At 70.9% G+C, this 19,634-nt stretch carries 22 protein-coding genes; 9 read left to right on the top strand and 13 right to left on the bottom strand.

Annotated elements, in window-relative coordinates:
• Nucleotides 1-2 precede the first annotated feature (2 nt).
• From ccsB to ACIOSR_RS04760, 5 genes are read right to left on the bottom strand one after another with little or no spacing between them, the layout of a single operon-like run.
• Nucleotides 3-1,013, bottom strand: coding sequence for a c-type cytochrome biogenesis protein CcsB (gene ccsB / locus ACIOSR_RS04740; RefSeq protein WP_159826062.1), 1,011 nt, complete (start codon nt 1,011-1,013; stop codon nt 3-5).
• Nucleotides 1,013-2,851 carry a cytochrome c biogenesis protein ResB gene (locus tag ACIOSR_RS04745; protein WP_402751954.1) on the bottom strand — a complete coding sequence of 613 codons (1,839 nt, stop codon included), beginning with the start codon at nt 2,849-2,851 and terminating at the stop codon, nt 1,013-1,015. The genes ccsB and ACIOSR_RS04745 overlap by 1 nt, the downstream gene beginning before the upstream one ends.
• The gene (locus ACIOSR_RS04750; protein ID WP_056046586.1) at nt 2,835-3,599 is read right to left on the bottom strand and encodes a cytochrome c biogenesis CcdA family protein; all 765 of its coding nucleotides are present in this window, start codon (nt 3,597-3,599) and stop codon (nt 2,835-2,837) included. The genes ACIOSR_RS04745 and ACIOSR_RS04750 overlap by 17 nt, the downstream gene beginning before the upstream one ends.
• Complete coding sequence (locus tag ACIOSR_RS04755; protein WP_236556940.1) at nt 3,600-4,229, bottom strand: TlpA disulfide reductase family protein; 630 nt, start codon at nt 4,227-4,229, stop codon at nt 3,600-3,602.
• The gene (locus tag ACIOSR_RS04760; RefSeq protein ID WP_056046592.1) at nt 4,226-4,873 is read right to left on the bottom strand and encodes a histidine phosphatase family protein; all 648 of its coding nucleotides are present in this window, start codon (nt 4,871-4,873) and stop codon (nt 4,226-4,228) included. The genes ACIOSR_RS04755 and ACIOSR_RS04760 overlap by 4 nt, the downstream gene beginning before the upstream one ends.
• A gap of 120 nt (nt 4,874-4,993) precedes the next feature.
• Here ACIOSR_RS04760 and aspS point away from each other — a divergent pair, with 120 nt between their 5' ends.
• A complete protein-coding gene (aspS, locus tag ACIOSR_RS04765) occupies nt 4,994-6,328 on the top strand; it encodes an aspartate--tRNA(Asn) ligase (RefSeq protein WP_056046595.1) in 1,335 nt (444 codons plus the stop codon).
• Between the two features lie 78 nt (nt 6,329-6,406).
• On the opposite strand, the gene ACIOSR_RS04770 is transcribed toward aspS, so the two are convergent.
• The 4 genes from ACIOSR_RS04770 to ACIOSR_RS04785 form a co-directional block, all read right to left on the bottom strand.
• Complete coding sequence (locus tag ACIOSR_RS04770) at nt 6,407-6,673, bottom strand: glutaredoxin family protein (protein ID WP_402751955.1); 267 nt, start codon at nt 6,671-6,673, stop codon at nt 6,407-6,409.
• A 90-nt stretch (nt 6,674-6,763) separates the two neighbouring features.
• The gene (locus ACIOSR_RS04775) at nt 6,764-6,862 is read right to left on the bottom strand and encodes a 30S ribosomal protein bS22 (RefSeq protein ID WP_003792170.1); all 99 of its coding nucleotides are present in this window, start codon (nt 6,860-6,862) and stop codon (nt 6,764-6,766) included.
• Between the two features lie 107 nt (nt 6,863-6,969).
• Nucleotides 6,970-7,164: a helix-turn-helix domain-containing protein gene (locus ACIOSR_RS04780; RefSeq protein WP_043593002.1), complete on the bottom strand. Its 195-nt coding sequence runs from the start codon at nt 7,162-7,164 to the stop codon at nt 6,970-6,972.
• Between the two features lie 113 nt (nt 7,165-7,277).
• Nucleotides 7,278-7,814, bottom strand: coding sequence for a helix-turn-helix transcriptional regulator (locus tag ACIOSR_RS04785; protein WP_082460318.1), 537 nt, complete (start codon nt 7,812-7,814; stop codon nt 7,278-7,280).
• Nucleotides 7,815-7,841: 27 nt separating this feature from the next.
• Here ACIOSR_RS04785 and ACIOSR_RS04790 point away from each other — a divergent pair, with 27 nt between their 5' ends.
• Complete coding sequence (locus ACIOSR_RS04790) at nt 7,842-9,299, top strand: TrkH family potassium uptake protein (RefSeq protein WP_056046599.1); 1,458 nt, start codon at nt 7,842-7,844, stop codon at nt 9,297-9,299.
• Nucleotides 9,292-9,963: a TrkA family potassium uptake protein gene (locus ACIOSR_RS04795; protein ID WP_043593005.1), complete on the top strand. Its 672-nt coding sequence runs from the start codon at nt 9,292-9,294 to the stop codon at nt 9,961-9,963. The genes ACIOSR_RS04790 and ACIOSR_RS04795 overlap by 8 nt, the downstream gene beginning before the upstream one ends.
• Before the next feature lie 4 nt (nt 9,964-9,967).
• Here ACIOSR_RS04795 and proC read toward each other — a convergent pair whose 3' ends face one another.
• Nucleotides 9,968-10,819 carry a pyrroline-5-carboxylate reductase gene (gene proC, locus ACIOSR_RS04800; RefSeq protein WP_159826056.1) on the bottom strand — a complete coding sequence of 284 codons (852 nt, stop codon included), beginning with the start codon at nt 10,817-10,819 and terminating at the stop codon, nt 9,968-9,970.
• Nucleotides 10,820-10,865: 46 nt separating this feature from the next.
• Between proC and ACIOSR_RS04805 the strand changes: the two genes are divergently transcribed.
• Complete coding sequence (locus ACIOSR_RS04805) at nt 10,866-11,828, top strand: cation diffusion facilitator family transporter (RefSeq protein WP_123570541.1); 963 nt, start codon at nt 10,866-10,868, stop codon at nt 11,826-11,828.
• A 39-nt stretch (nt 11,829-11,867) separates the two neighbouring features.
• On the opposite strand, the gene ACIOSR_RS04810 is transcribed toward ACIOSR_RS04805, so the two are convergent.
• Nucleotides 11,868-12,314: a nucleoside deaminase gene (locus tag ACIOSR_RS04810; protein ID WP_402752203.1), complete on the bottom strand. Its 447-nt coding sequence runs from the start codon at nt 12,312-12,314 to the stop codon at nt 11,868-11,870.
• A 93-nt stretch (nt 12,315-12,407) separates the two neighbouring features.
• On the opposite strand from ACIOSR_RS04810, the gene upp reads away from it, so the two are divergent.
• The 5 genes from upp (at nt 12,408) to ACIOSR_RS04835 (ending at nt 17,902) form a co-directional block, all read left to right on the top strand.
• On the top strand, nt 12,408-13,040 hold the full coding sequence (upp, locus tag ACIOSR_RS04815) for a uracil phosphoribosyltransferase (protein ID WP_043593011.1): 633 nt from the start codon (nt 12,408-12,410) through the stop codon (nt 13,038-13,040).
• Between the two features lie 499 nt (nt 13,041-13,539).
• Nucleotides 13,540-14,316, top strand: coding sequence for a winged helix-turn-helix domain-containing protein (locus ACIOSR_RS04820; RefSeq protein ID WP_159826052.1), 777 nt, complete (start codon nt 13,540-13,542; stop codon nt 14,314-14,316).
• A gap of 312 nt (nt 14,317-14,628) precedes the next feature.
• Nucleotides 14,629-15,081 carry a MarR family winged helix-turn-helix transcriptional regulator gene (locus ACIOSR_RS04825; protein ID WP_056046607.1) on the top strand — a complete coding sequence of 151 codons (453 nt, stop codon included), beginning with the start codon at nt 14,629-14,631 and terminating at the stop codon, nt 15,079-15,081.
• Nucleotides 15,078-16,451, top strand: a complete 1,374-nt coding sequence (locus tag ACIOSR_RS04830) for a cryptochrome/photolyase family protein (protein ID WP_402751956.1) — start codon at nt 15,078-15,080, stop codon at nt 16,449-16,451. The genes ACIOSR_RS04825 and ACIOSR_RS04830 overlap by 4 nt, the downstream gene beginning before the upstream one ends.
• Nucleotides 16,452-16,477: 26 nt before the next feature.
• A complete protein-coding gene (locus ACIOSR_RS04835; RefSeq protein WP_402751957.1) occupies nt 16,478-17,902 on the top strand; it encodes a serine hydrolase domain-containing protein in 1,425 nt (474 codons plus the stop codon).
• An 84-nt stretch (nt 17,903-17,986) separates the two neighbouring features.
• On the opposite strand, the gene ACIOSR_RS04840 is transcribed toward ACIOSR_RS04835, so the two are convergent.
• The gene (locus ACIOSR_RS04840; RefSeq protein WP_192124545.1) at nt 17,987-18,919 is read right to left on the bottom strand and encodes a carbohydrate kinase family protein; all 933 of its coding nucleotides are present in this window, start codon (nt 18,917-18,919) and stop codon (nt 17,987-17,989) included.
• 117 nt (nt 18,920-19,036) lie between these two features.
• Nucleotides 19,037-19,486: a DoxX family protein gene (locus tag ACIOSR_RS04845; protein WP_402751958.1), complete on the bottom strand. Its 450-nt coding sequence runs from the start codon at nt 19,484-19,486 to the stop codon at nt 19,037-19,039.
• Nucleotides 19,487-19,634: the final 148 nt, after the last annotated feature.

Here is a 19,634-nt window from a genome sequence, read left to right on the forward strand (position 1 = left end):
CGTCAGAGACCGGAGTACGCGTGGAGGCCCTTGAAGAAGACGTTGACGACCGAGAAGTTGAACATGACCGCGGCGAAGCCGATGATCGACAACCACGACGACCGGGCCCCGCGCCACCCACGGGTCGCCCGCGCGTGGATGTACCCGGCGTAGAGCACCCAGATGATGAAGGTCCAGACCTCTTTGGTGTCCCAGCCCCAGTAGCGGCCCCACGCCCGCTCGGCCCAGATGGCGCCGGCGATGAGGGTGAAGGTCCAGAGGACGAAGCCGACGAGGGCGATGCGGTAGGCCAGGTCTTCGAGGCGCTCGGCGCCCGGGAGGGTGTCGAGGAAGCGCAGGCCGGCGAGCTTGGACTGCTCACGCTTCGTCTGCACGAGCTGGGCGGCCGAGAGCCCGGCGGCGATGGCGAAGAACGCCGTGCCGAGGATGGCCACGAAGACGTGGATCACCAGCCAGGCGGACTGGAGCGCCGGCGGCAGCGGCGAGACCGCCACGTAGTAGTTGACGGTGCCGATCGCGAGCAGCACCAGGTTGAGGCCCATGACGTACGCGCCGAGGAACCGCAGGTTGACCACCAGCTGGACGGCCAGGTAGACCCCGACGATGATCGCGGTGCCGGTCAGCGAGAACTCGAACATGTTCGCCCACGGCACGCGACCGGCGGCCAGTCCACGCAGGACGACCGAGGAGACGTGGACGACGAACCCCAGGAGCATCATGGCGATGGCGACGCGCTCGAAGCTCGAGGCCTTGGCGGACCCACCGGCGGCGGGGACCGCCCCGCCCGCTCCGCCCGACGGCCGGTCGAGGACGACGGTGCTGCCGCCCGACGACGAGCGCGAGACGGTGGTGGTCGCGAGGGCCTCGGCCTTGGCCGCACGGGCCGCCGCCTGCTGGGCGTCACCGGACCGCTTCGCCAGGTCGAGGGCGAAGGCCACGAACGAGATCGTGTAGATGGCCATCGCCGAGTACACGGCGACGAGCGAGTAGTAGGCGAGGTCGGCGGTCACCATCAGATCTTACGTCCGCGTCCCCCGGCGGCGGGGCCGGGTTTCTCGACGTCGTGACGGGCCGGGTCGTCGGCGACCTCGCGCGCGACGTCGGCCGGGACGCCCAGGCCGCCCAGGTGCGCCTTGGCGATGTCGCCGACGGCGCGTCCGAGCGTGGGGTCCTCGCCGCGGGCGAGCCCGGCGTACTCGAGCCGGACGCCGTCGCCGGTCTCGGTGGCCTTGACCCAGACCCGACGGCGCGGCACGAACAACGCGGTCAGCAGACCGGCGAACGAGAGCCCCGCGAACAACAGCACCCAGACCTGCGAGGGGTCGTGGTGGATGTCGAACGAGGCGAACCGCTTCACCCCGTCGAAGGTGATCGTGCCGAGACCGTCGGGGATCGTCGCCGTCTCGCCCGGGGTCAGCTGGACCGCTTTCTCTTGCGCGTCGTCGTCGGTGCCGGCCAGCGGGGTCAGACCATCCGTGTCGAGCGTGTAGACGGACGTCGGCACCCCGGCGTCCAGCCCGAGGTCGCCCGAGTAGACGTTCAGGCTGAGCACGGGGTTCGTGGTGTCCGGGTCGGTGGACGTCAGGGCCCCCGTGCCGTTGTCCGCCGCCGTGGGGTAGAAGAACCCGATCATGCCGAGCTGCCGGGGCAGGGCGTCGGGCACCTTGATGACGCCGAGCGAGGTGAGGTTGGTGTCCTGCGGCAGGAACGGGACCGTGTCCCGGAACGCGACGTTGCCCTCGCCGTCGCGCACCGTCACGTCGACCGCGTAGCCGTTGCCCAGCAGGTAGACGTTCGAACCGCCGATCGACAGGGGCGAGTTGACCTTGATCTGCGTCTTCTCGGCGTCGCCACCCCGCGCCTGCGCGGTGACGTCGGCGGTGAAGTCGGTGGCCATGCCGGCCGCGCCCGCGGTGTCGGGCGCGTACTCGGTCGAGAACCGGTCGAGCGCGATCGAGAAAGGCGACAGCTGTGCCTCGTCGAACCAGCGGCCCGGGTTGAACGAGTCGTAGGAGCCGAGCACGTTCGAGAAGGTCTGACCCTCGACGACCACGCGCTGGCCCGAGTAACCGAAGCCGCCGCCGACGCCGACGGTCAGGAGGACCCCGACGAGCGCCGAGTGGAACACCAGGTTGCCGGTCTCGCGCAGGTAGCCGCGTTCGGCACTGACCGAGTCGCCGAAGACCTGCGTGCGGTAGCCGGAGCGCTTCAGCTGGGCCCGGGCCGCGTCGACGGCACGGGCGGCCGTGATCGAGGCCTCACCCGCGCCTCCTGCGGTCTCGAGCGTGATCGACCGGTACCCGGCCAGGCGCGACAACCGCGCGGGGGTCTTCGGGGGTCGAGCTCGCAGCGCCTCGAAGTGGTGCCGGGTGCGCGGGATGATGCAGCCGATCAGCGAGATGAAGAGCAGCAGGTAGACGGCCGAGAACCAGGGCGACGAGTAGGTGTCGAAGACGCCGAGCTTGTCGAGCACCGGGAACAGGTCGGGGTGGTCGGTGCGGTACTGGACCACGCCGTTGGGGTCGGAGGTGCGCTGCGGCACGAGCGAACCGGGGATCGCCGCGACGGCGAGCAGCATGAGCAGGAAGAGCGCGGTCTTCATGCTGGTCAGCTGTCGCCAGAAGAAGCGCAGGTAGCCGACGGGGCCGAGCTTCGGCTGCGTGATGCCCGCGCCGTCGGAGGCCGCCGGGCGGACCGAGTCGATGTGGTCGCTCGGGCGCAACGGGTCGCCGCCGACGTCGGTGGCGTCCGCGTCGGTCAACCCGGTGTCGCTCCCCCCGGTGTCGGTCCCGGCGGCCACCGAGGAGGCGCGGGTCGCGTCGCCCCCGTCGCGGTCAGACGATCGTGCCATAGGTCGCGATCACCGCCCCCACGTGTGACATGAGGCTGGACCAGAGGCCCGTGACCATGAGCAGACCGATGAGCACGAGCAGTGACCCTCCGACGATGTTGACGACGCGGATGTGCCGCTTGACGAACGAGATGGATCGTGACGCCCAGCCGAAGCCGAGCGCGACGAGCAGGAACGGGACCCCGAGGCCGATGCAGTAGAAGGCCCCGAGCAGGACGCCCTGCCAGGCCGAGCCCGAGCCCAGGGCGAGCACCTGCACGGCGGCCAGGGTGGGTCCGATGCAGGGGGTCCACCCGATGCCGAAGACGATGCCGAGCAGGGGCGCCCCGGCGAGACCCGTCTTCGGGAGGAACCCGGGCTTGAGGGTGCGCTGCAAGAACGTGAACTGCCCGATGAAGACGAGACCGAGCAGGATCACCACGACGCCCATGACCCGGGTGACGACGTCGCGCCACTGGATCAACCAGAACCCCGCCGAGGCGAAGGCGAGCGAGGTGCCGACGAAGACGACCGAGAAGCCGAGGATGAACAGGACGACGCCGAGGACGAGCCGGCGGCGGTCGCGGCGCCGGGCCCTCGCCTCGGTCGCCCCCGTGGTCAGACCGCCGACGTAACCGAGGTACCCCGGCACGAGCGGCAGCACGCACGGCGACAGGAACGAGATGAGCCCCGCCAGCAGGGCCACCGGCAGGCCGACCGCGAGCTGACCGCCCACGACCGCGTCGAAGAAGGGATTGCCCTGGTACACCTAGGACGTCTCGGCGAGGGTGTCGGAGATCAGGGTGTCGAGGATGCCGGGCCCGTCGAGACCGCCCAGGATGCGCGCCGCGATGCGGCCCTGCTTGTCGAGGACGATCGTGGTTGGCACCGCGTTGGGCGCGATCGTGCCGGCGAGGGCGAGCTGGACCGCGCCGTCGTTGGCGTCGACGACCGACGGGTAGGTGACGTCGAAGGTGCGGGCGAAGGCCAGGGAGGTGTCGGCCTGGTCGCGCACGTTGACGCCGAGGAACTCGACGCCCTTGTCGGCGTAGGACTGGTTGAGCTTCTCCAGCTCCGGTGCTTCGAGACGGCAGGGCGGGCACGCCGCGTACCAGAAGTTGAGGACGACGACCTCGCCCTCGTGGTCGGTTCGCGAGACGGTCTCGCCGGCGTCCGTCTCGGCCGTGAACGCGACCGGGTCGGTGCGGTCCTCGGGCGCGATCTCGGTCACGGTGCCGTTGCCCGAGATGTAGTTCTCGGTGGTGCCGTTGCCGTACTGCTTCGCGAGGTCGTCGGCGGTGGACGAGCACCCCGTGGCGACGACGCCCAGGACTGCAGCGAGCGCGAGGCCCCGGACCACGAGTCGGGCTCGGGTCGGACGGATGGTCTTCTGGCTCACACTGCTCCCAGGTCGACGGCGGACTGGTTCAAGTGTGCAGCGGGTTCCTGGTAGCCGACCTCGACGAAGCCCCCCTCGCGGCGTTCGAGCGTCGTGATGCTCGAGAGGGTGCAGCGGCGGCGGCGCGGGTCGTGGAACAGGCGGGCGCCCGTCACGCTCCGGTGGACCATCCAGATGGGCAGCTGGTGGCTGACGAGCACGACGTCGCCTTCGTCGACGCTCGACCAGGCCTCGTCGACCGCCGAGAGCATGCGGGCGGCGATGCTCACGTAGGCCTCGCCCCAGCTCGGTTTCAGCGGGTTGACGATCCAGGGCCACTCGGCCGGCACCTTGAGCTGCTTGGCGATGGTGAAGTCGCTGCGACGACCCTCGTACTTGTTGCTCGGCTCGATCAGCCGCTCGTCGACCTGCGTCTCGAGCCCGAAGGCCGACGACCACGGCGCCGCGCTCTCGCGGGTGCGCTGGAGCGGTGAGGCCACGACGGCACGGACCGGGACGCCCTGCTCGTGGAAGGCGTCGGCCGAGGCGGCCGCCATCCGGTGGCCGAGGTCGCTCAGGCCGAACCCGTCGAGGCGGCCGTAGAGCACGTGCTCGGGATTGTGCACCTCACCGTGCCGGACGAGGTGGATCTGCTGCGCGGGCATGCGGACGAGTCTAGGTCGGGACCGCCTGCACACCTCCCACACGGGAAGCCCCAAGCTCGCCGCGGTCCGCCCGGGCCGTCCGGCGGGTCGCGCGAGGCGGTGACTGTAAACTCGGGCCTCGTGATCGAACGCACCCTCATCAAAGACCTGTCCGCGCTGCCCGACGGACCCGTGACCGTGACCGGCTGGGTCGAGACGGTGCGCGACCAGAAGAAGGTGCAGTTCGTCGTCCTCCGCGACGAGACGGGCGCCCTTCAGCTGGTCCGCCCCCGTACCGCGGCCGACGTGCTCGAGGCCGCGGGCGAGACCGACGACGTCGCCGACGCGATCTCGTCGCTGTCGCAGGGCAGCTTCGTCACCGTCACGGGCGAGCTCAAGCACGACGAGCGCGTCAAGCTCGGCGGCATCGAGGTCAAGGTCGAGACGCTCGTCATCGACTCGCTGGCCGATCCCGAGACCCCCATCGCGGCCGACAGCGGCATCGACAAGCGCCTCGACTGGCGCTTCCTCGACCTGCGCGTCCCCCGCAACGCCCTGATCTTCCGCGTGCAGACGACCTTCGAGCACGCCCTGCGCACCTGGTGGATCGAGCGTGACTACGTCGAGATCCACACCCCGAAGCTCATGGCGACCCCGAGCGAGTCGAACGCCGAGCTGTTCAAGGTCGACTACTTCGACGGTGTCGCCTACCTGGCGCAGAGCCCCCAGTTCTTCAAGCAGATGGCCCAGTCGGCCGGCTTCGGCAAGATCTTCGAGATCGCTCCGGTGTTCCGCGCCGACCCGTCGTTCACGTCGCGTCACGCGACCGAGTTCACGGGGGTCGACGCCGAGATCAGCTACGTCGAGAGCCACGAGGACGTCATGCAGATGCAGGAGCAGCTGCTGGCATTCGCGTTCCAGGCCGTGGCCGACAAGCACGGCGCCGAGATCAAGGAGCTCTTCGACGTCGACGTCGTGGTGCCGACCGTGCCGTTCCCCCGCATCCCCTTGGCCGAGGCCAAGCGCATCGTGGCCGAGCGCGGCTACGAGGTGCCCCGGGCGGACGCCGACATGGACCCCGAGGGCGAGCGCCGCATCGCCGAGTACGTCGCGGAGGAGTTCGGACACGACTTCGTGTACCTGACGGACTACGACGCCTCGATCCGCCCGTTCTATCACATGCGTCATGACGACGACCCGCAGCTCACCAAGAGCTACGACCTCATCTACCGCGGCACCGAGATCACCACGGGTGCGCAGCGCGAGCACCGCATCGAGGTGCTCGAGCAGCAGATCCGCGAGAAGGGCATGAAGCCCGAAGAGCTCTCGAGCTACCTCGACTTCTTCCGCTACGGCGCCCCGTCGCACGGCGGCTTCGGCATGGGCCTCGCCCGGGTGCTGATGCTCATGCTGAACCAGGCCAACCTGCGTGAGGTGACCTTCCTCTTCCGCGGCCCGACGCGCCTCCAGCCGTAGCTCCTCGCCACCGACCACAGAAGCCCCGACGAGAGTGTCTCGTCGGGGCTTCTCGTCGTCGTGCGCCGTCGGCCGTCCTCAGCGGACGGCCGCGCGGAGCGCCGTCCGGAGCCGCTCGGGCTCGACCCGCCAGATGGTGTGCACGCGACCGTCGATCAGGACGACCGGGATCTCTTCGTCGTACTCGGCGGTGAGCTCGGCGTCGTCGAGGATGTTCTGCTCGTCGACGGCCACGCCGGCATCGACGAACTCGGCTTCGGCCAGCACGCCGTGCACCGCGGAACGGGCGTCGTCGCACAGGTGGCAGCCCGGCTTGGTCAGGAGGGTGATTCGCGGTTCGGCCATGCCCTCAAGGGTAGCGAGGGCCGGATAGCGCCCGGTCACGACGAAGGCCCCCGGCGACCGGTGGTCGGCGGGGGCCTTCGCGTCGAGCGACTACTTCTTGTTGCGACGCTGGTGACGAGTCTTGCGAAGCAGCTTGCGGTGCTTCTTCTTCGCCATGCGCTTGCGACGCTTCTTGATGACAGAACCCATAGAGGACCTCACTGATTTCTGGATTGGACCGACCGGGTCCGAAACAGAACCGCGGAAAAATGCCTCGGGTCAGTCTACTAGGACGGCCCGAGAAAGTCGAAGTGGGCCTACCCGACGTCGGCGATGCCGATTCGCAGCACGGCCGCGACGGCCGATTCCGGCACGCGGAAGGACCGCCCGAAGCGGATCGCCGGCAGCTCGCCCGAGTGGACCATGCGGTAGACCGTCATCTTCGACACGCGCATCATGTCGGCCACCTCGGCGACCGTGAGGAACCGCACATCCGACAGATCCTGCGACATGACCCTGCCTCGTCTCGGGCCCCGGGCGGGGCTGTGGAGCAGACGGGTGTTCCCCATGTGCCTGGGGGCAACTCTAGGGGCGCGTGTGACTCGGTGTAAAGGCGCCCGGGCCGCTACTGGCCGGTGCGTCCCCACCGCTTGCGGACGGGGTCGATGACGCGCTCGTCCAGGGCCCCGAGCGCGCTCTGGGCGTCGTGCAGGGCCGAGGAGGCGCGGTGCTGGGCCCCGGCCGCGTAGCGACCCAGCGTGCTCCCGACGTCCTCGGCGTCGGGCAGGTTCTCGGCCGCCCGCCGGAGCGGGGCGGGGACGGAGGCCCCGGCCCAGGCGGCGAAGGGCGTGCTGGCCAACGCCTCGGAGGTCAGCGAGTCGGCACTGACGAACGGGATCAACCAGTCCTCGACCACCTCGAGCGGCCCCGACTCGAGCGAGTAGTAGCGGTGCTGCCCTTCTTCGCGGACGCGCACCAGACCGGCCTCGCGCAGCACCCGGAGGTGCTTCGAGACGGTCGGCTGGCTGACGCCGAGGGACGTGACCATCTCGCCCACGCTGATGTCGGCATTGGCGGAGTCGGTCGACAGCGAGGCGTCGAGCAGCACCTTCAAGAGGTCTCGGCGGGTGGCGTCGGCGATCACGGCGAAGATGTCCGGCATGCGACCAGCGTAGTGACCCGGGATAGCATGACCGTCGTGACTCGCGCCCCCGTCGCCGGTCGACGCCGCCCCTCGGACCCCGGCCGCTCGCCCTGGCGCAGACTCAGCGACGCGATCGACGACATCGGTCGCAAGTCGCCCGCGCGCTTCGCCATCCTGATCTTCACCGGCCTCATCGTCGTCTTCACCCTGCTGTTCTCGCTGCCGATCGCGTCGGCCGACCGGACGATCACCCCGCTGGCCGACTCCGTGTTCACGGCCGTCTCGGTCATCTGCGTGACCGGCCTCGCGACGGTCGACATGGCCACCCACTGGTCCCTGTTCGGCCACGTCGTCATCTTCGTCGGCGTGCAGATCGGGGCGATCGGCGTGCTCACGCTCGCGTCGATCATGGGCCTCGTCGTCTCGCGCAAGCTCGGCCTCCGCGCCCGGCTGATGGCCGCCGGCGACCAGAACCCGCTGCGGGTGCACGCCGGCCCCGTGCCCGAGGGGCAGGCCGTGCGACTCGGCGAGATCGGTGGCCTGCTGACGACGGTGGCCCTCAGCTCGTTCGTGATCCAGCTCGTCATCGCGGTGCTGATGATCCCCCGCATGCTGATCGACGGCATCCCCGTCGGCGACGCGGTGCTCGACAGCTTCTACTACTCGGCGATGGCCTTCACGAACACCGGGTTCACGCCCAACGCCGAGGGTCTGGCCGCGTTCGAGAACGACTACTGGTTCCTCAGCCTGATCATGGTCGGGGTCTTCCTCGGCAGCATCGGGTTCCCGGTGATCTACGCCCTGGCCCGGAACCCCCGCAACCCCCGGCGCTGGTCCGTCCACGTCAAGCTGACCCTGCTGACGACGGCGATCCTCATCGTGTTCGGCATGGTGCTCTACATCGTCCTCGAGTTCGACAACCCGAAGACGTTCGGCGGCATCGAGGCCGGCCCGACGGTGTTCCAGTCCCTGTTCCTCAGCATGATGACGAGGTCGGGCGGTTTCTCGACCATCCAGATCTCCGACCTGAACGGATCGTCGCTCCTCGTCACCGACATGCTGATGTTCATCGGCGGCGGCTCGGCGTCGACCGCCGGAGGCATCAAGGTCACGACGCTCGCGGTGCTGTTCCTGGCGGCCTTCGCGGAGGCACGCGGCCAGCGGTCGATGGAGGCCTTCGGCCGCCGCATCCCCAGCGACGTCCTGCGCCTGGCCGTCAGCGTCGTCCTCTGGGGCGCCACGATCGTCGCCGTGTCGAGCATCCTGATCATGCACATCACGAAGGAGCCCCTCGACCACGTGCTGTTCGAGTCCATCTCGGCGTTCGCCACCTCGGGGCTCAGCACCGGCCTGACCGACCGCCTGCCGGACTCGGCGAAGTACATCCTGGCGGTCACGATGTGGATGGGCCGCGTTGGTACAGTGACACTCTCCGTCGCCCTGGCCGCCAGCCAACGACGCCAGCTGTTCACCCGAGCCGAGGAGCGACCGATCGTTGGTTGACAAGATCAAGCACGACGCCCCGGTGCTCGTCATCGGCCTCGGACGCTTCGGCGCCGCGACCGCCGGACAGCTCGAACGGCAGGACCGTGACGTGCTCGCCGTCGACACCGACGCCGGGCTCGTGCAGAAATGGGCCGACCGCGTGACGCACGCGGTGCAGGCCGACGCCCGGAGCATCGACGCCCTCAAGCAGATCGGCGCGCAGGACTTCTCGATCGCGGTCGTCGCCGTCGGCTCGTCCATCGAGGCCAGCGTGCTCATCACGGCCAACCTGGTCGACCTGAAGGTGCCGCAGATCTGGGCGAAGGCGATCAGCCAGTCGCACGGCAAGATCCTCGCCCGCATCGGCGCAAACCACGTCATCTACCCCGAGCGCGAGGCCGGCGAGCGCGTCGCGCACCTCGTCTCGGGCCGGATGCTCGACTACATCGAGTTCGACGACGCCTTCGCGATCGTCAAGATGTATCCGCCGAAGCCCGTCCGCGGTGCCTCGTTGGCCGCGTCGAACATCCGCAAGAAGTACGGCATCACGATCGTCGGCGTCAAGAGCCCCGGCGGGGCGTTCGTCGAGGCGACCCCCGAGACGGTCATCAGCAACCACGACCTGATCATCGTGTCGGGCGACAGCCGCGCCATCGAGCGCTTCGCCGCCCTCGAGGGCTGATCGCCTAGCGCCCTTCGGCGATCTCGCGGTTGCGGGCCAGGGCCGCCTGGGTCGCCCGCTCGAACAGCTCGAGCAGACCACCGTCGGCGAGTTCGGCCACGGCGCGCTCGGTCGTTCCGCCAGGGCTCGTGACACGGCGACGGAGTTCGGCCGGTGCGGCGTCGGCCGGCAGGACGTCGCTTCTCGCGAGCAGCTCGCTCGCGCCACGGAACGTGCCCTGCACCAGGGTGGCGGCCTGCGCGCGGGTGAAGCCCAACGCGACCGCCGCCTCCTGCAGTTGCTCGACGAGGTAGAAGACGTACGCGGGGCCCGAACCCGAGATCGTGCTGAGCGCGTCGATCTGCGCCTCGGGGACGACCACGACGTCGCCGACGACGGCGAAGAGCGACCGGGCCAGGGCCAGGTCGGCATCGGTCGAGCGTGACCCGGCGCTCAGGCCGGTCACCCCCAGTCCGACGTGCGACGGCGTGTTCGGCATCGAGCGCAGCACCGACACGGACTCGGGCAGCGCCGCCTCCATCGTGGCCGTCGTCACGCCGGCGGCCAGGCTCACGACGACGGCGCCCGCGTCGAGCACGGGACCGATCTCGTGCAGCAGGTCGACCACCATGTGCGGCTTCACGCCGATCAGCACCAGCCGCGCACCGACGACCGCGGAGGAGTTGGCGCTCGGGTCGGTCTCGGTGGCGAGGGAGGTGACCCCGCCGTGCCGCAGCGCGCGGGCCTTGACCTCGGTGCGGTTCGTCACCCGCACGCCCCCGTCGACGGACACCTCGGGGCGCAGCAGGCCCTGCAGGATCGCGCCGCCCATCGAGCCGGCTCCGAGAATCGCTGTGGTGGGGAGGGTGGTGACCATCCGGCCATCCTAGGATCGACCAGGACCACACGAGGGGATCGAACCGATGAGCAGTCACGGCGGCAACAAGGCGATCATCGCCGCACTCAGCGCGAACCTGGGCATCGCGGTGACGAAGTTCATAGCCTGGGCGTTCTCGGGGTCGTCGTCCATGCTCGCCGAGGGCGTCCACTCCCTGGCGGACTCGGGCAACCAGCTCCTGCTGCTGCTCGGTGGCCGCAAGGCGAAGAAGGCCGCCGACGCCGACCACCCCTTCGGCCACGGGCGCGAACGCTACGTCTACGCGTTCGTCGTCTCGATCATCCTGTTCAGCGTCGGTGGCGTGTTCTCGCTCTACGAGGGCGTCGAGAAGCTGCGCGAGCCGCACCCCCTCGAGGTGCCCTGGCTGCCCGTCCTCGTGCTCGCCATCTCGCTCGCCCTCGAGGGGTTCTCGCTGCGCACCGCGATCCGCGAGTCCCGCCCGAGCAAGGGTCAGCAGAGCTGGGTCGCGTTCGTGCGCCGGGCCAAGGCCCCCGAGCTGCCGGTCGTGCTGCTCGAGGACGCCGCCGCGCTGCTCGGCCTGTCGTTCGCCATGATCGGCGTCGTGCTCACCTGGATCACCGGTGACGGCGTCTTCGACGCGATCGGCACCCTGGCGATCGGCGTGCTGCTCGTCGCGGTGGCCGTGATCCTCGGCATCGAGACGAAGAGCCTGCTCGTCGGCGAGGGCGCCTCGGCCGAGGACGTCCAGAAGATCCGCGCCGCGATCACGGGCGGGCCCGAGGTCGAGTCGATCATCCACATGAAGACCCTCTACCTCGGTCCCGACGAGCTGCTCGTCGGCGTCAAGGTCGCGATGCCCGGCCGCACGGTGCTGGCCGACGTCGCGAGCGCCATCAACGCCGTCGAGTCGCGCATCCGCGAGGCCGTGCCGATCGCCCGCGTCATCTACGTCGAACCCGACGTCTGGGTCAAGCCGGGCCAGGTCGACCCGCCGACCGACGCGATCGTCATCCGCGCGGCCGACTGACCCGAGGAGGCGCGGATCGGCCCCCGGGGTCGGCCCGCCTCAGTGCCCCTCGACGACGCGCCGCGCGGCGAAGAAGTCGTCCAGCCGAGCCCGGCACTCGGCCTCGCGCACGCCGGCGTACACCTCGGCGCGGTGCGGGAGCCTGCGGTCGCGGACGATGTCGTAGACGCTGCCCGCGCCTCCTGCCTTGTCGTCCCAGGCCCCGAAGACGAGCCGCGGGACCCGGGCGGCGAGCAGGGCTCCGGCGCACATGGGGCACGGTTCGAGGGTGACCACGAGCGTCGTGCCGGTGAGGTGCCAGTCGCCGGTGTGCGCCGCGGCGGCCCGCAGCGCGATCACCTCGGCGTGGGCGGTCGGGTCCTGCCGCAACTCGCGTTCGTTGCGGCCGGTCGCGATGACCAGGCCGTCGGCGTCGACCACCACGGCACCGACCGGCACGTCGGCCGAGACGTGGCACGCGTCGGCCTCGGCGAGGGCGAGCGACATCCAGTCGTCGAACTCGGGCGGGACGGCGATCACGGGGCCTCTGCGGGGTCGGGACGGCTCACGGAACCGGTCGACTCCGCTACCGTTGAGCCTATGCGAGTGCACGTAGCGGACCACCCCCTGATCACCCACAAGCTGACCGTGCTCCGCGACAAGAGCACACCCTCCCCCACCTTCCGGGCGCTGACCGAAGAACTCGTCACGCTGCTGGCCTACGAGGCCACGCGCGACGTCCGCACCAGCCCCGTCGACATCGAGACCCCGGTCGGTCCGACCACGGGTCTCGAGATCAGCCAGCCGCGTCCGCTCGTCGTGCCGATCCTGCGCGCCGGCCTCGGCATGCTCGAGGGCATGACCAAGCTCGTCCCCACGGCCGAGGTCGGATTCCTCGGCATGGTGCGCGACGAAGAGACCCTCCAGCCCACGACCTACGCCGAGCGTCTGCCCGACGACCTCTCGAACCGTCAGTGCTTCGTGCTCGACCCGATGCTCGCCACCGGCGGTTCGCTCATCGCGGCGATCGACTACCTGCTCGACCGCGGCGCCGTCGACGTCACGGCGGTCTGCATCCTGGCCGCGCCCGAGGGCCTCGCCGCCGTCGAGAAGGCGATGGAGGGCCGCGACGTCCACGTCGTGCTGGGCGCCGTCGACGAGAAGCTCAACGAGCAGGGCTACATCGTGCCGGGCCTCGGCGACGCGGGCGACCGCCTCTACGGGCTCGCCTGACCCCCGTCGCCCCGACGCCCCGGACCGCGCCTCCTCGACCGCAGGAGGCGCGGTCCGGCGTTTCCGGGCCGCTCACGGTGCCGGAACGCGAACGTCGCTTGACATCGCGACGCGGGGTGTAACAAGATCGACCCCATGACTAACAGTGTGCTCACCCCGACCTCTCGTGAGGCCCTCGGGAGCACCGGCATGATGATGCCGATGCACGCTGTCATGTGTCGAATGTGTGCCTGATCCGGTCACACACCTCGCCGAGTCGAAGCTGCTGACACCGCCAGCTGAGCTCGTGGCCCCACCCGGTCACTGAGCCACCGACTCCAGGATGCCCCGCGTCGCCACCCTCGACGCGCATCCCGAACGGTGCATCGCACCGACTGCTCGTGACGTACGGCACCATCGCCGGCGGGATCGAGCACCGACACACATCGAGCAGTCCCACCGCACCCGGCGACCCGTCGGCCCGAGGGACCGCCGCCGTCACGCAAGGACCCCGCCTGTCATGTCCCTCATCCTCGACCGCCCCGTCACCGCCACCCGCACCGTCTCGCCCGCCCGTTCCGCCGCCCCGACGCCCCTCCGCGAGGTCGCGCCCGCCCTCTCGGCCGCCCCCAGCGACGCGTCCGTCGTCGCGAGTTCCGTTGCTCCCGCGGCACCTCGACCCCGCGCCGTGCCCGAGGGCACCGAGGCCCGCGGCTTCGTCCTCTACGTCGGGCTCGACGAGCTCAAGGCCGCCGCCGACGGCACCTCCCTCGGCGACGTCGTCTCGCAGATCAAGGAACTCGTCGGACGGATCGCCCCGTCGGCCGAGACGCACGCCGCCGTGGCCCTCGCCCCCGAGGGGGCCGGCGGCCGAGACGTCGAGGTCGTCCGCCTGGCCCTGCAGGACCCGGCCGCCCTGGCGAAGCGCCGGCAGGTCACCGAGGACGACGAGCCCGGTGCCCGCGGCGGCGTCGTCGTCGACATCTCGCGCAAGCGCCTGCTGCTGGACGGCGACGTGGCTCCCCTGACGTACAAGGAGTTCGAGCTGCTGCAGTACCTCGTCCTGCGCGAGGGCCGCACCATCGAACGAGCAGAGCTGATCTCGAGCCTCTGGGCCGACGGCGACGACGAGGTGCCGAACGAACGCACCATCGACGTGCACGTCCGTCGACTGCGGTCGAAACTCGGCGCCTTCGAGGACATCGTCCGCACCGTCCGCGGGGTCGGCTACCGCTTCGACCGACACGCGGACGTCTCGATCCGTCACGCGTCGACCCCGTCGCCCGACGTGTTCTGAGCCCCGTCCGGCACACGCGCCGGCCGCGGCGTCGGCTCGGTGCGAGTTCCCAGGAATTCCTCGGGTACACCCCTGGACCACCGTTACCGATCCGTTATAGATTGTGTCTCGCCGACGTCGTTTGCTGTGGCGGCCGAGGCGGAATGTGATTGCAGGACACTCCTGGTGCAAGGGAAGAGGGCCGGTCGCCATCGGGCGACCGGCCCTCTGTCGTGTACCCCCGGGTACACGCTCGCTCGGCGCCGCCCCCGCGCGTCGGCCCGAGGTCGGTGGCCTTTCGTAGACTCGACCTCGACGAACGTGAGGGACGACATGAGCGAGACATCGATGGCCGTGGGGGCCTGGGAAGCCCTGTTCCGGGCCCAGGTCAGCGTCATGCGTGAACTGACCGAGTGCTTCCCGACCCACGAGATCTCGTTCAACGAGTACGACGTGTTGTTCAACCTGTCCAACCAGCCCGATCGGCGGGCCCGCATCCGCGACCTGACCCGCCACCTGTTGCTGACGCAGCCGAGCATCAGCCGTCTCGTCGACCGACTGGCGTCGAAGGGCATCGTCGAGAAGGCCTCCGACCCCGGCGACGGCCGGGGCATCATCGTGACCATGACGGACGAGGGCTACGACCTCTACCGGCGCACGGCGGTCAGCCACGCCGAGGCCATCCGTCGTCGCGTGGGCGGAGCACTGGACGACGACGAACTGGCCTCGCTCGCCGATCTGTGCACCAAGCTGCGGCTCGGCACGCCGGTCGGGACGAACGCATGACCTCTCCCTCCATCGTCTGGTTGCGCGACGACCTGCGCCTCGCCGACAACCCCGCCCTCGTGGCCGCCGTCGAGCGCGGCGAGCCGGTCGTCGTCCTCTTCCTGCTCGACGACGAGACCGACGGCCTCCGCCCCCTCGGCGGGGCCTCACGCTGGTGGCTGCACCACAGCCTCGCCGCCCTCGCCGAATCGCTGCAGGCCGTCGGGGGGCGACTCACGCTGCGCCGGGGTCCCCAGGCACGCGAACTCCCCCGTCTCGTCGACGAGGTGGGCGCGGGTGCCGTCTTCTGGAACCGCCGGTACGGTCTGGCCGCCCGCGACGCCGACGCCGGGCTCAAGTCGTCGCTGCGCGAGCGTGGGCTCGACGTGCGCAGCTTCCAGGCGAACCTCATGTTCGAACCGTGGACCATCCAGACCGGGCAGGGTCAGCCCTTCAAGGTCTTCACGCCGTTCTGGCGCGCCTGCCTCGACCGGCCCGAACCCCGCCACCCCGAGGCGGCACCCGACGAGCTGCACGTCCCCCACGCGACGCCCGACAGCGACGACCTCGACTCGTTGGCGCTGCTGCCCACGACCCCCGACTGGTCGGCCGGCCTGCGCGACGCCTGGACCCCGGGCGAGGCGTCGGCCCTCGACACCCTCGAACGTTTCGCCACCGGCCACCTGGCCGACTACGGCCTGCGCGACGAGCCGGCCCAAGAGGCGACGAGCCACCTCTCGCCGCACCTCCGCTTCGGCGAGGTCAGCCCGTTCCAGGTCTGGCACCGCATGCGCGGCGACCTGGCACCCGACGCCCGAGAACAGGCCTCGGGCTTCCTGCGCGAACTCGTGTGGCGCGAGTTCAACCACACCGTCCTCTTCGCGAACCCGCACCTCGCCACGAAGAACTACCGGCCGGAGTTCGACGACTTCCCGTGGCACGAACTCGAACCCGGCGAACTCGAGGCGTGGCAGCAGGGCACGACCGGCATCCCGCTGGTCGACGCGGGCATGCGAGAGCTGTGGACCACCGGGTACATGCACAACCGGGTGCGCATGGTCACGGCGAGCTTCCTGGTCAAGAACCTGCTGGCCGACTGGCGGGTGGGCGAGCAGTGGTTCTGGGACACCCTGGTCGACGCGGACGAGGCGAACAACCCCGCGAACTGGCAGTGGACGGCCGGCTCGGGCGCGGACGCGGCCCCGTACTTCCGCGTGTTCAACCCCGTCCTGCAGGCCGACAAGTTCGACAAGCACCGCGACTACGTGCGGCGCTGGGTCCCCGAGGTCGACACCGACTCGTACCCCGAGCCCATGGTCGACCTCAAGGCCTCCCGCCGGGCCGCGCTCGACGCCTACGAAGCCATGCGCCGCACCACGCGCACCGAATGACCCCGCCCCTCGAGAGGACCGCCTCCGTGACGACGTCATCACGACCCGACCGCACCGAACCACCCACGGGGATCGACGCCGTCTTCGCCGCACGCGCTCCCGAGCGGCGCGGCCCGAGCGCCGTGTGGGCGACCTTCGACCGTTCGGGCGTCACGCACGACGGCTCCTACGGCCAGGTCGCCCCCGGCACCGCGCCCGGCGTCGACACGGCGTACCGCATCGCCTCGTGCACGAAGAGCTTCACCGCCACCGCCCTGCTCGCCCAGCGCGAAGCCGGGCTCGTGTCCCTCGACGCACCGATCACCGACTTCGTGCCCGCCTTCGCCGACGTGGCCCTGCCCACCGCCGACTCCCCCGTGCCGACCCTGCGCATGCTCCTGACCATGTCGGCCGGCTTCCCCACGGACGATCCCTGGGGCGACCGGCAAGAATCCCTCACCGACGACGGACTCGACGCCCTGCTGCGGGCCGGGCTCAGCTTCGACAGCGTGCCGGGCACCACCTTCGCCTACTCCAACCTCGGCTTCGCCCTCGTGGGCCGGGCGATCGCGGCCGTCGCCGGCAAGCCCTACCGTGAGGTCGTCGAGTCGACGATCCTCGAACCGCTCGGCCTGACGGCCACCGGCTTCGAGGCGACCGTGCGGGCGACGGGCGGCGTCGCGATCGGCCATCGCCGCACCTCCGACGGGGGTGACCCCCTGCCGTTCTCAGGCCCGGGCGCGTTCTCGCCGATCGGCGGCTTGTTCAGCACCGTGACCGACCTGGCGCGCTGGGCGCGCTGGCTGGGTTCCGCCTTCGACCCCGAGGGCCGCGGCGACCTCGACGGCATCCTCGCGCGCGCCTCCCGACGCGAGATGCAACAGGTGCAGCGTTTCGTCCCCGCCCGGGTCGGGCACCCCGGCGGCTACGGGTTCGGTCTGTTCGTCGAGCACTACCCCGACCACGGCCCCGTCGTGTCGCACAGCGGGGGCTACCCCGGGTTCTCGGCCCACATGCGCTGGCAGACCTCGACCGGCCTCGGCGCGATCGGGTTCGAGAACGCGACCTACTCGAAGGTCTCCGAGCCGATCGGGCTCGCGCTCGACGGCCTGATGGCCGAGCGCCCCGACGCCCGCGTCGTCGTGCGGCCGTGGCCCGAGACGTCGGCGGCACGCGAGGCGGTCGAGGTCGTCGTCCTCGGCGGCGCCGTGCCCGACGGGTTGTTCAGCGAGAACGTCGAAGCGGACCTGCCGCTCGACCGACGCCGCGCCTCCTGGGCCGCCGCCGTCGAGTCCGTGGGCGGCTGGGACGACGACGGCGAGGCATCGCCGCCCGACGAGTCGTCCGCGCCCTCGCACGTCATCTGGCGACGACGGGGAGCCCGGGGCGTCGTCCGGTTCGAGATCCGGCTCACCCCCGAGCATCCGCCCCGGGTCCAGACCGTGTTGGTGAGCGCCGAGAGCGCACGGTAGCCGAAGGGCTCGTCGGGCCAGGCGTCGTCAGGCGGGCCAGGCGTCGTCACGCGGGCCAGGCGTCGTCAGGCGAGCCCGACGCCGTCAGGCGGGCGGCCGTCCTCCGGCGACCCCGGCGGCACGGGCGGCGGCACGGGCCCCACTCCGACCCGCGACCCCCAGGCTGCCCGTCGTCGCCCACGCGGCGATGAACCCGGCCGAGAACGCGTCCACGAGACCAACCGAGTCGACCCAGCGCGAGACGACCCCGTCGACCACGACCGGTTGCTGCCCCCGCGAGACCACGACGGCACCCCCGTCGTCGGCGACGATCGCGACCACGCCGACCTGCTCGGCGAGCGCCGTCGCCGAGGCGACCGGGTCGTCCAGCCCGGTGAGCTCGCGAGCGGTCTCGTCCGACGGGAAGAACAGGTCGGCTCCGTGGACGGCCGCGAGGAACGCCGACGCCCCGAAGCGGCGGACGATCGAGGCGCTGCCCGGGGCGACCGAGACGAGCGCCCCCGCCTCCCGGGCCCGTCCCACGAGGCGTCGGAGGGCGACCGGGCTGCGGGACTGGGCGACGGTGTAGCCCGTGAAGTGCACGAGACCGGCCCCGGCGACCAGGTCGTCGGGGACGTCGTCGGGGCTCAGCGAGGCACCGGCCCCCCGATCGGTGAACATGATGCGCGACGAGCCGTCGACGGTGATGACGACCGTGCCCGTCGGGTCGTGGGCGTCGTAGGACAGACGGGCCACGACCCCCGCGTTGGCGAGCAGTTGCGCGTGGCGTTGCAGGTCGGCCGTGCCGACCCGACCGACGAACGAGACCTCGACCCCCAGCGACCCGAGCCACGCCGCCGTGTTCGCCGCCGAACCCCCGGCCCGGTGCCGGATGGTGGCGGCCGTCTCGGTCCCGGTGCCGTCCTCCGCCCGGGGAGTGACGATGATGTCGTCGAGGACGTCCCCGAAGACGAGGACGGGCGACCCGGTGCGGGGTCGGCCGCCGGAGCGGCGGAAGCGGTCGCTGGCGGGGATCATCGGCATCCAGCCGACCACGGATCGGGGGCCGGGACGGGACGAGGAGGCGCAAATCACCCTCGCGGGTGCGTCACGTTCACCCGTCCCGGCCTCGCGCCCGACCCGCTCGGCCCCGACTCAGACGGTGGCGGGCAGCGGGGCCGGGGCCTCGCGACGGGCGCGCCGGCCCCGGACGACCAGGGCGTCGAGGGCGAAGCGGCCCGGCCCCGTGAGCACGACCGCGGCGGAGACGACCGCCAGGACGAGGACGTACTCGAACCCACCCGTCGTCGAGTAGAAGCCGTTCGGCAGGTGGACGGCGACCAGGGCGACGACCGCCGTCACCGCCAGGAGCGCGGCGGCGACACGGGTGGCGACGCCGACCACGAGCGCGACGCCACCGGCGAGCTCGGTGACGGCCGCGACCGGGGCGGCGACCTCGGCGAGCGGGATGCCCATGCCCCCGAAGGCGCCCTGCGTCGCGGCGAGGCCGTCGACGGCGAGCTTCTGCCAGCCATGGGCGACGAACACGACCCCGAGGACGACGCGGACGAGGAGGAGGCCGAGGGACGAGAGAGCTGACGACACGAGGTGCCTTTCGGTCGGGGACGGGGTCGTGGCACGTCGTCGGGCCCTCGGCCACGGTAGGAGGTGACGCGTCACCGACCGGGGTCGTGGAGATCTCTGCCAGGCCTTCGCCAGAGCCTTGTCAGGCTCGGGTGGGGCATCCGGGGGA

The sequence above is a fragment of the Frigoribacterium sp. NPDC087798 genome (assembly GCF_044742985.1).
Lineage (GTDB): Bacteria > Actinomycetota > Actinomycetes > Actinomycetales > Microbacteriaceae > Frigoribacterium.

Bases quoted from the DNA above. Each gene is read 5' to 3' on its own strand.
- ACIOSR_RS04825 (WP_056046607.1), top strand. From the start codon at position 14,629: ATGAGCGAGACATCGATGGCCGTGGGGGCCTGGGAAGCCCTGTTCCGG.
- ACIOSR_RS04780 (WP_043593002.1), bottom strand. From the start codon at position 7,164: ATGTCGCAGGATCTGTCGGATGTGCGGTTCCTCACGGTCGCCGAGGTG.
- ACIOSR_RS04840 (WP_192124545.1), bottom strand. From the start codon at position 18,919: ATGATCCCCGCCAGCGACCGCTTCCGCCGCTCCGGCGGCCGACCCCGC.
- ACIOSR_RS04790 (WP_056046599.1), top strand. From the start codon at position 7,842: ATGACCGTCGTGACTCGCGCCCCCGTCGCCGGTCGACGCCGCCCCTCG.
- ACIOSR_RS04770 (WP_402751955.1), bottom strand. From the start codon at position 6,673: ATGGCCGAACCGCGAATCACCCTCCTGACCAAGCCGGGCTGCCACCTG.
- ACIOSR_RS04805 (WP_123570541.1), top strand. From the start codon at position 10,866: ATGAGCAGTCACGGCGGCAACAAGGCGATCATCGCCGCACTCAGCGCG.
- ccsB (WP_159826062.1), bottom strand. From the start codon at position 1,013: ATGGTGACCGCCGACCTCGCCTACTACTCGCTCGTCGCCGTGTACTCG.
- proC (WP_159826056.1), bottom strand. From the start codon at position 10,819: ATGGTCACCACCCTCCCCACCACAGCGATTCTCGGAGCCGGCTCGATG.
- ACIOSR_RS04785 (WP_082460318.1), bottom strand. From the start codon at position 7,814: ATGCCGGACATCTTCGCCGTGATCGCCGACGCCACCCGCCGAGACCTC.
- ACIOSR_RS04745 (WP_402751954.1), bottom strand. From the start codon at position 2,851: ATGGCACGATCGTCTGACCGCGACGGGGGCGACGCGACCCGCGCCTCC.
- upp (WP_043593011.1), top strand. From the start codon at position 12,408: ATGCGAGTGCACGTAGCGGACCACCCCCTGATCACCCACAAGCTGACC.
- ACIOSR_RS04810 (WP_402752203.1), bottom strand. From the start codon at position 12,314: ATGTCGCTCGCCCTCGCCGAGGCCGACGCGTGCCACGTCTCGGCCGAC.
- ACIOSR_RS04830 (WP_402751956.1), top strand. From the start codon at position 15,078: ATGACCTCTCCCTCCATCGTCTGGTTGCGCGACGACCTGCGCCTCGCC.
- ACIOSR_RS04760 (WP_056046592.1), bottom strand. From the start codon at position 4,873: ATGCCCGCGCAGCAGATCCACCTCGTCCGGCACGGTGAGGTGCACAAT.
- ACIOSR_RS04820 (WP_159826052.1), top strand. From the start codon at position 13,540: ATGTCCCTCATCCTCGACCGCCCCGTCACCGCCACCCGCACCGTCTCG.
- ACIOSR_RS04775 (WP_003792170.1), bottom strand. From the start codon at position 6,862: ATGGGTTCTGTCATCAAGAAGCGTCGCAAGCGCATGGCGAAGAAGAAG.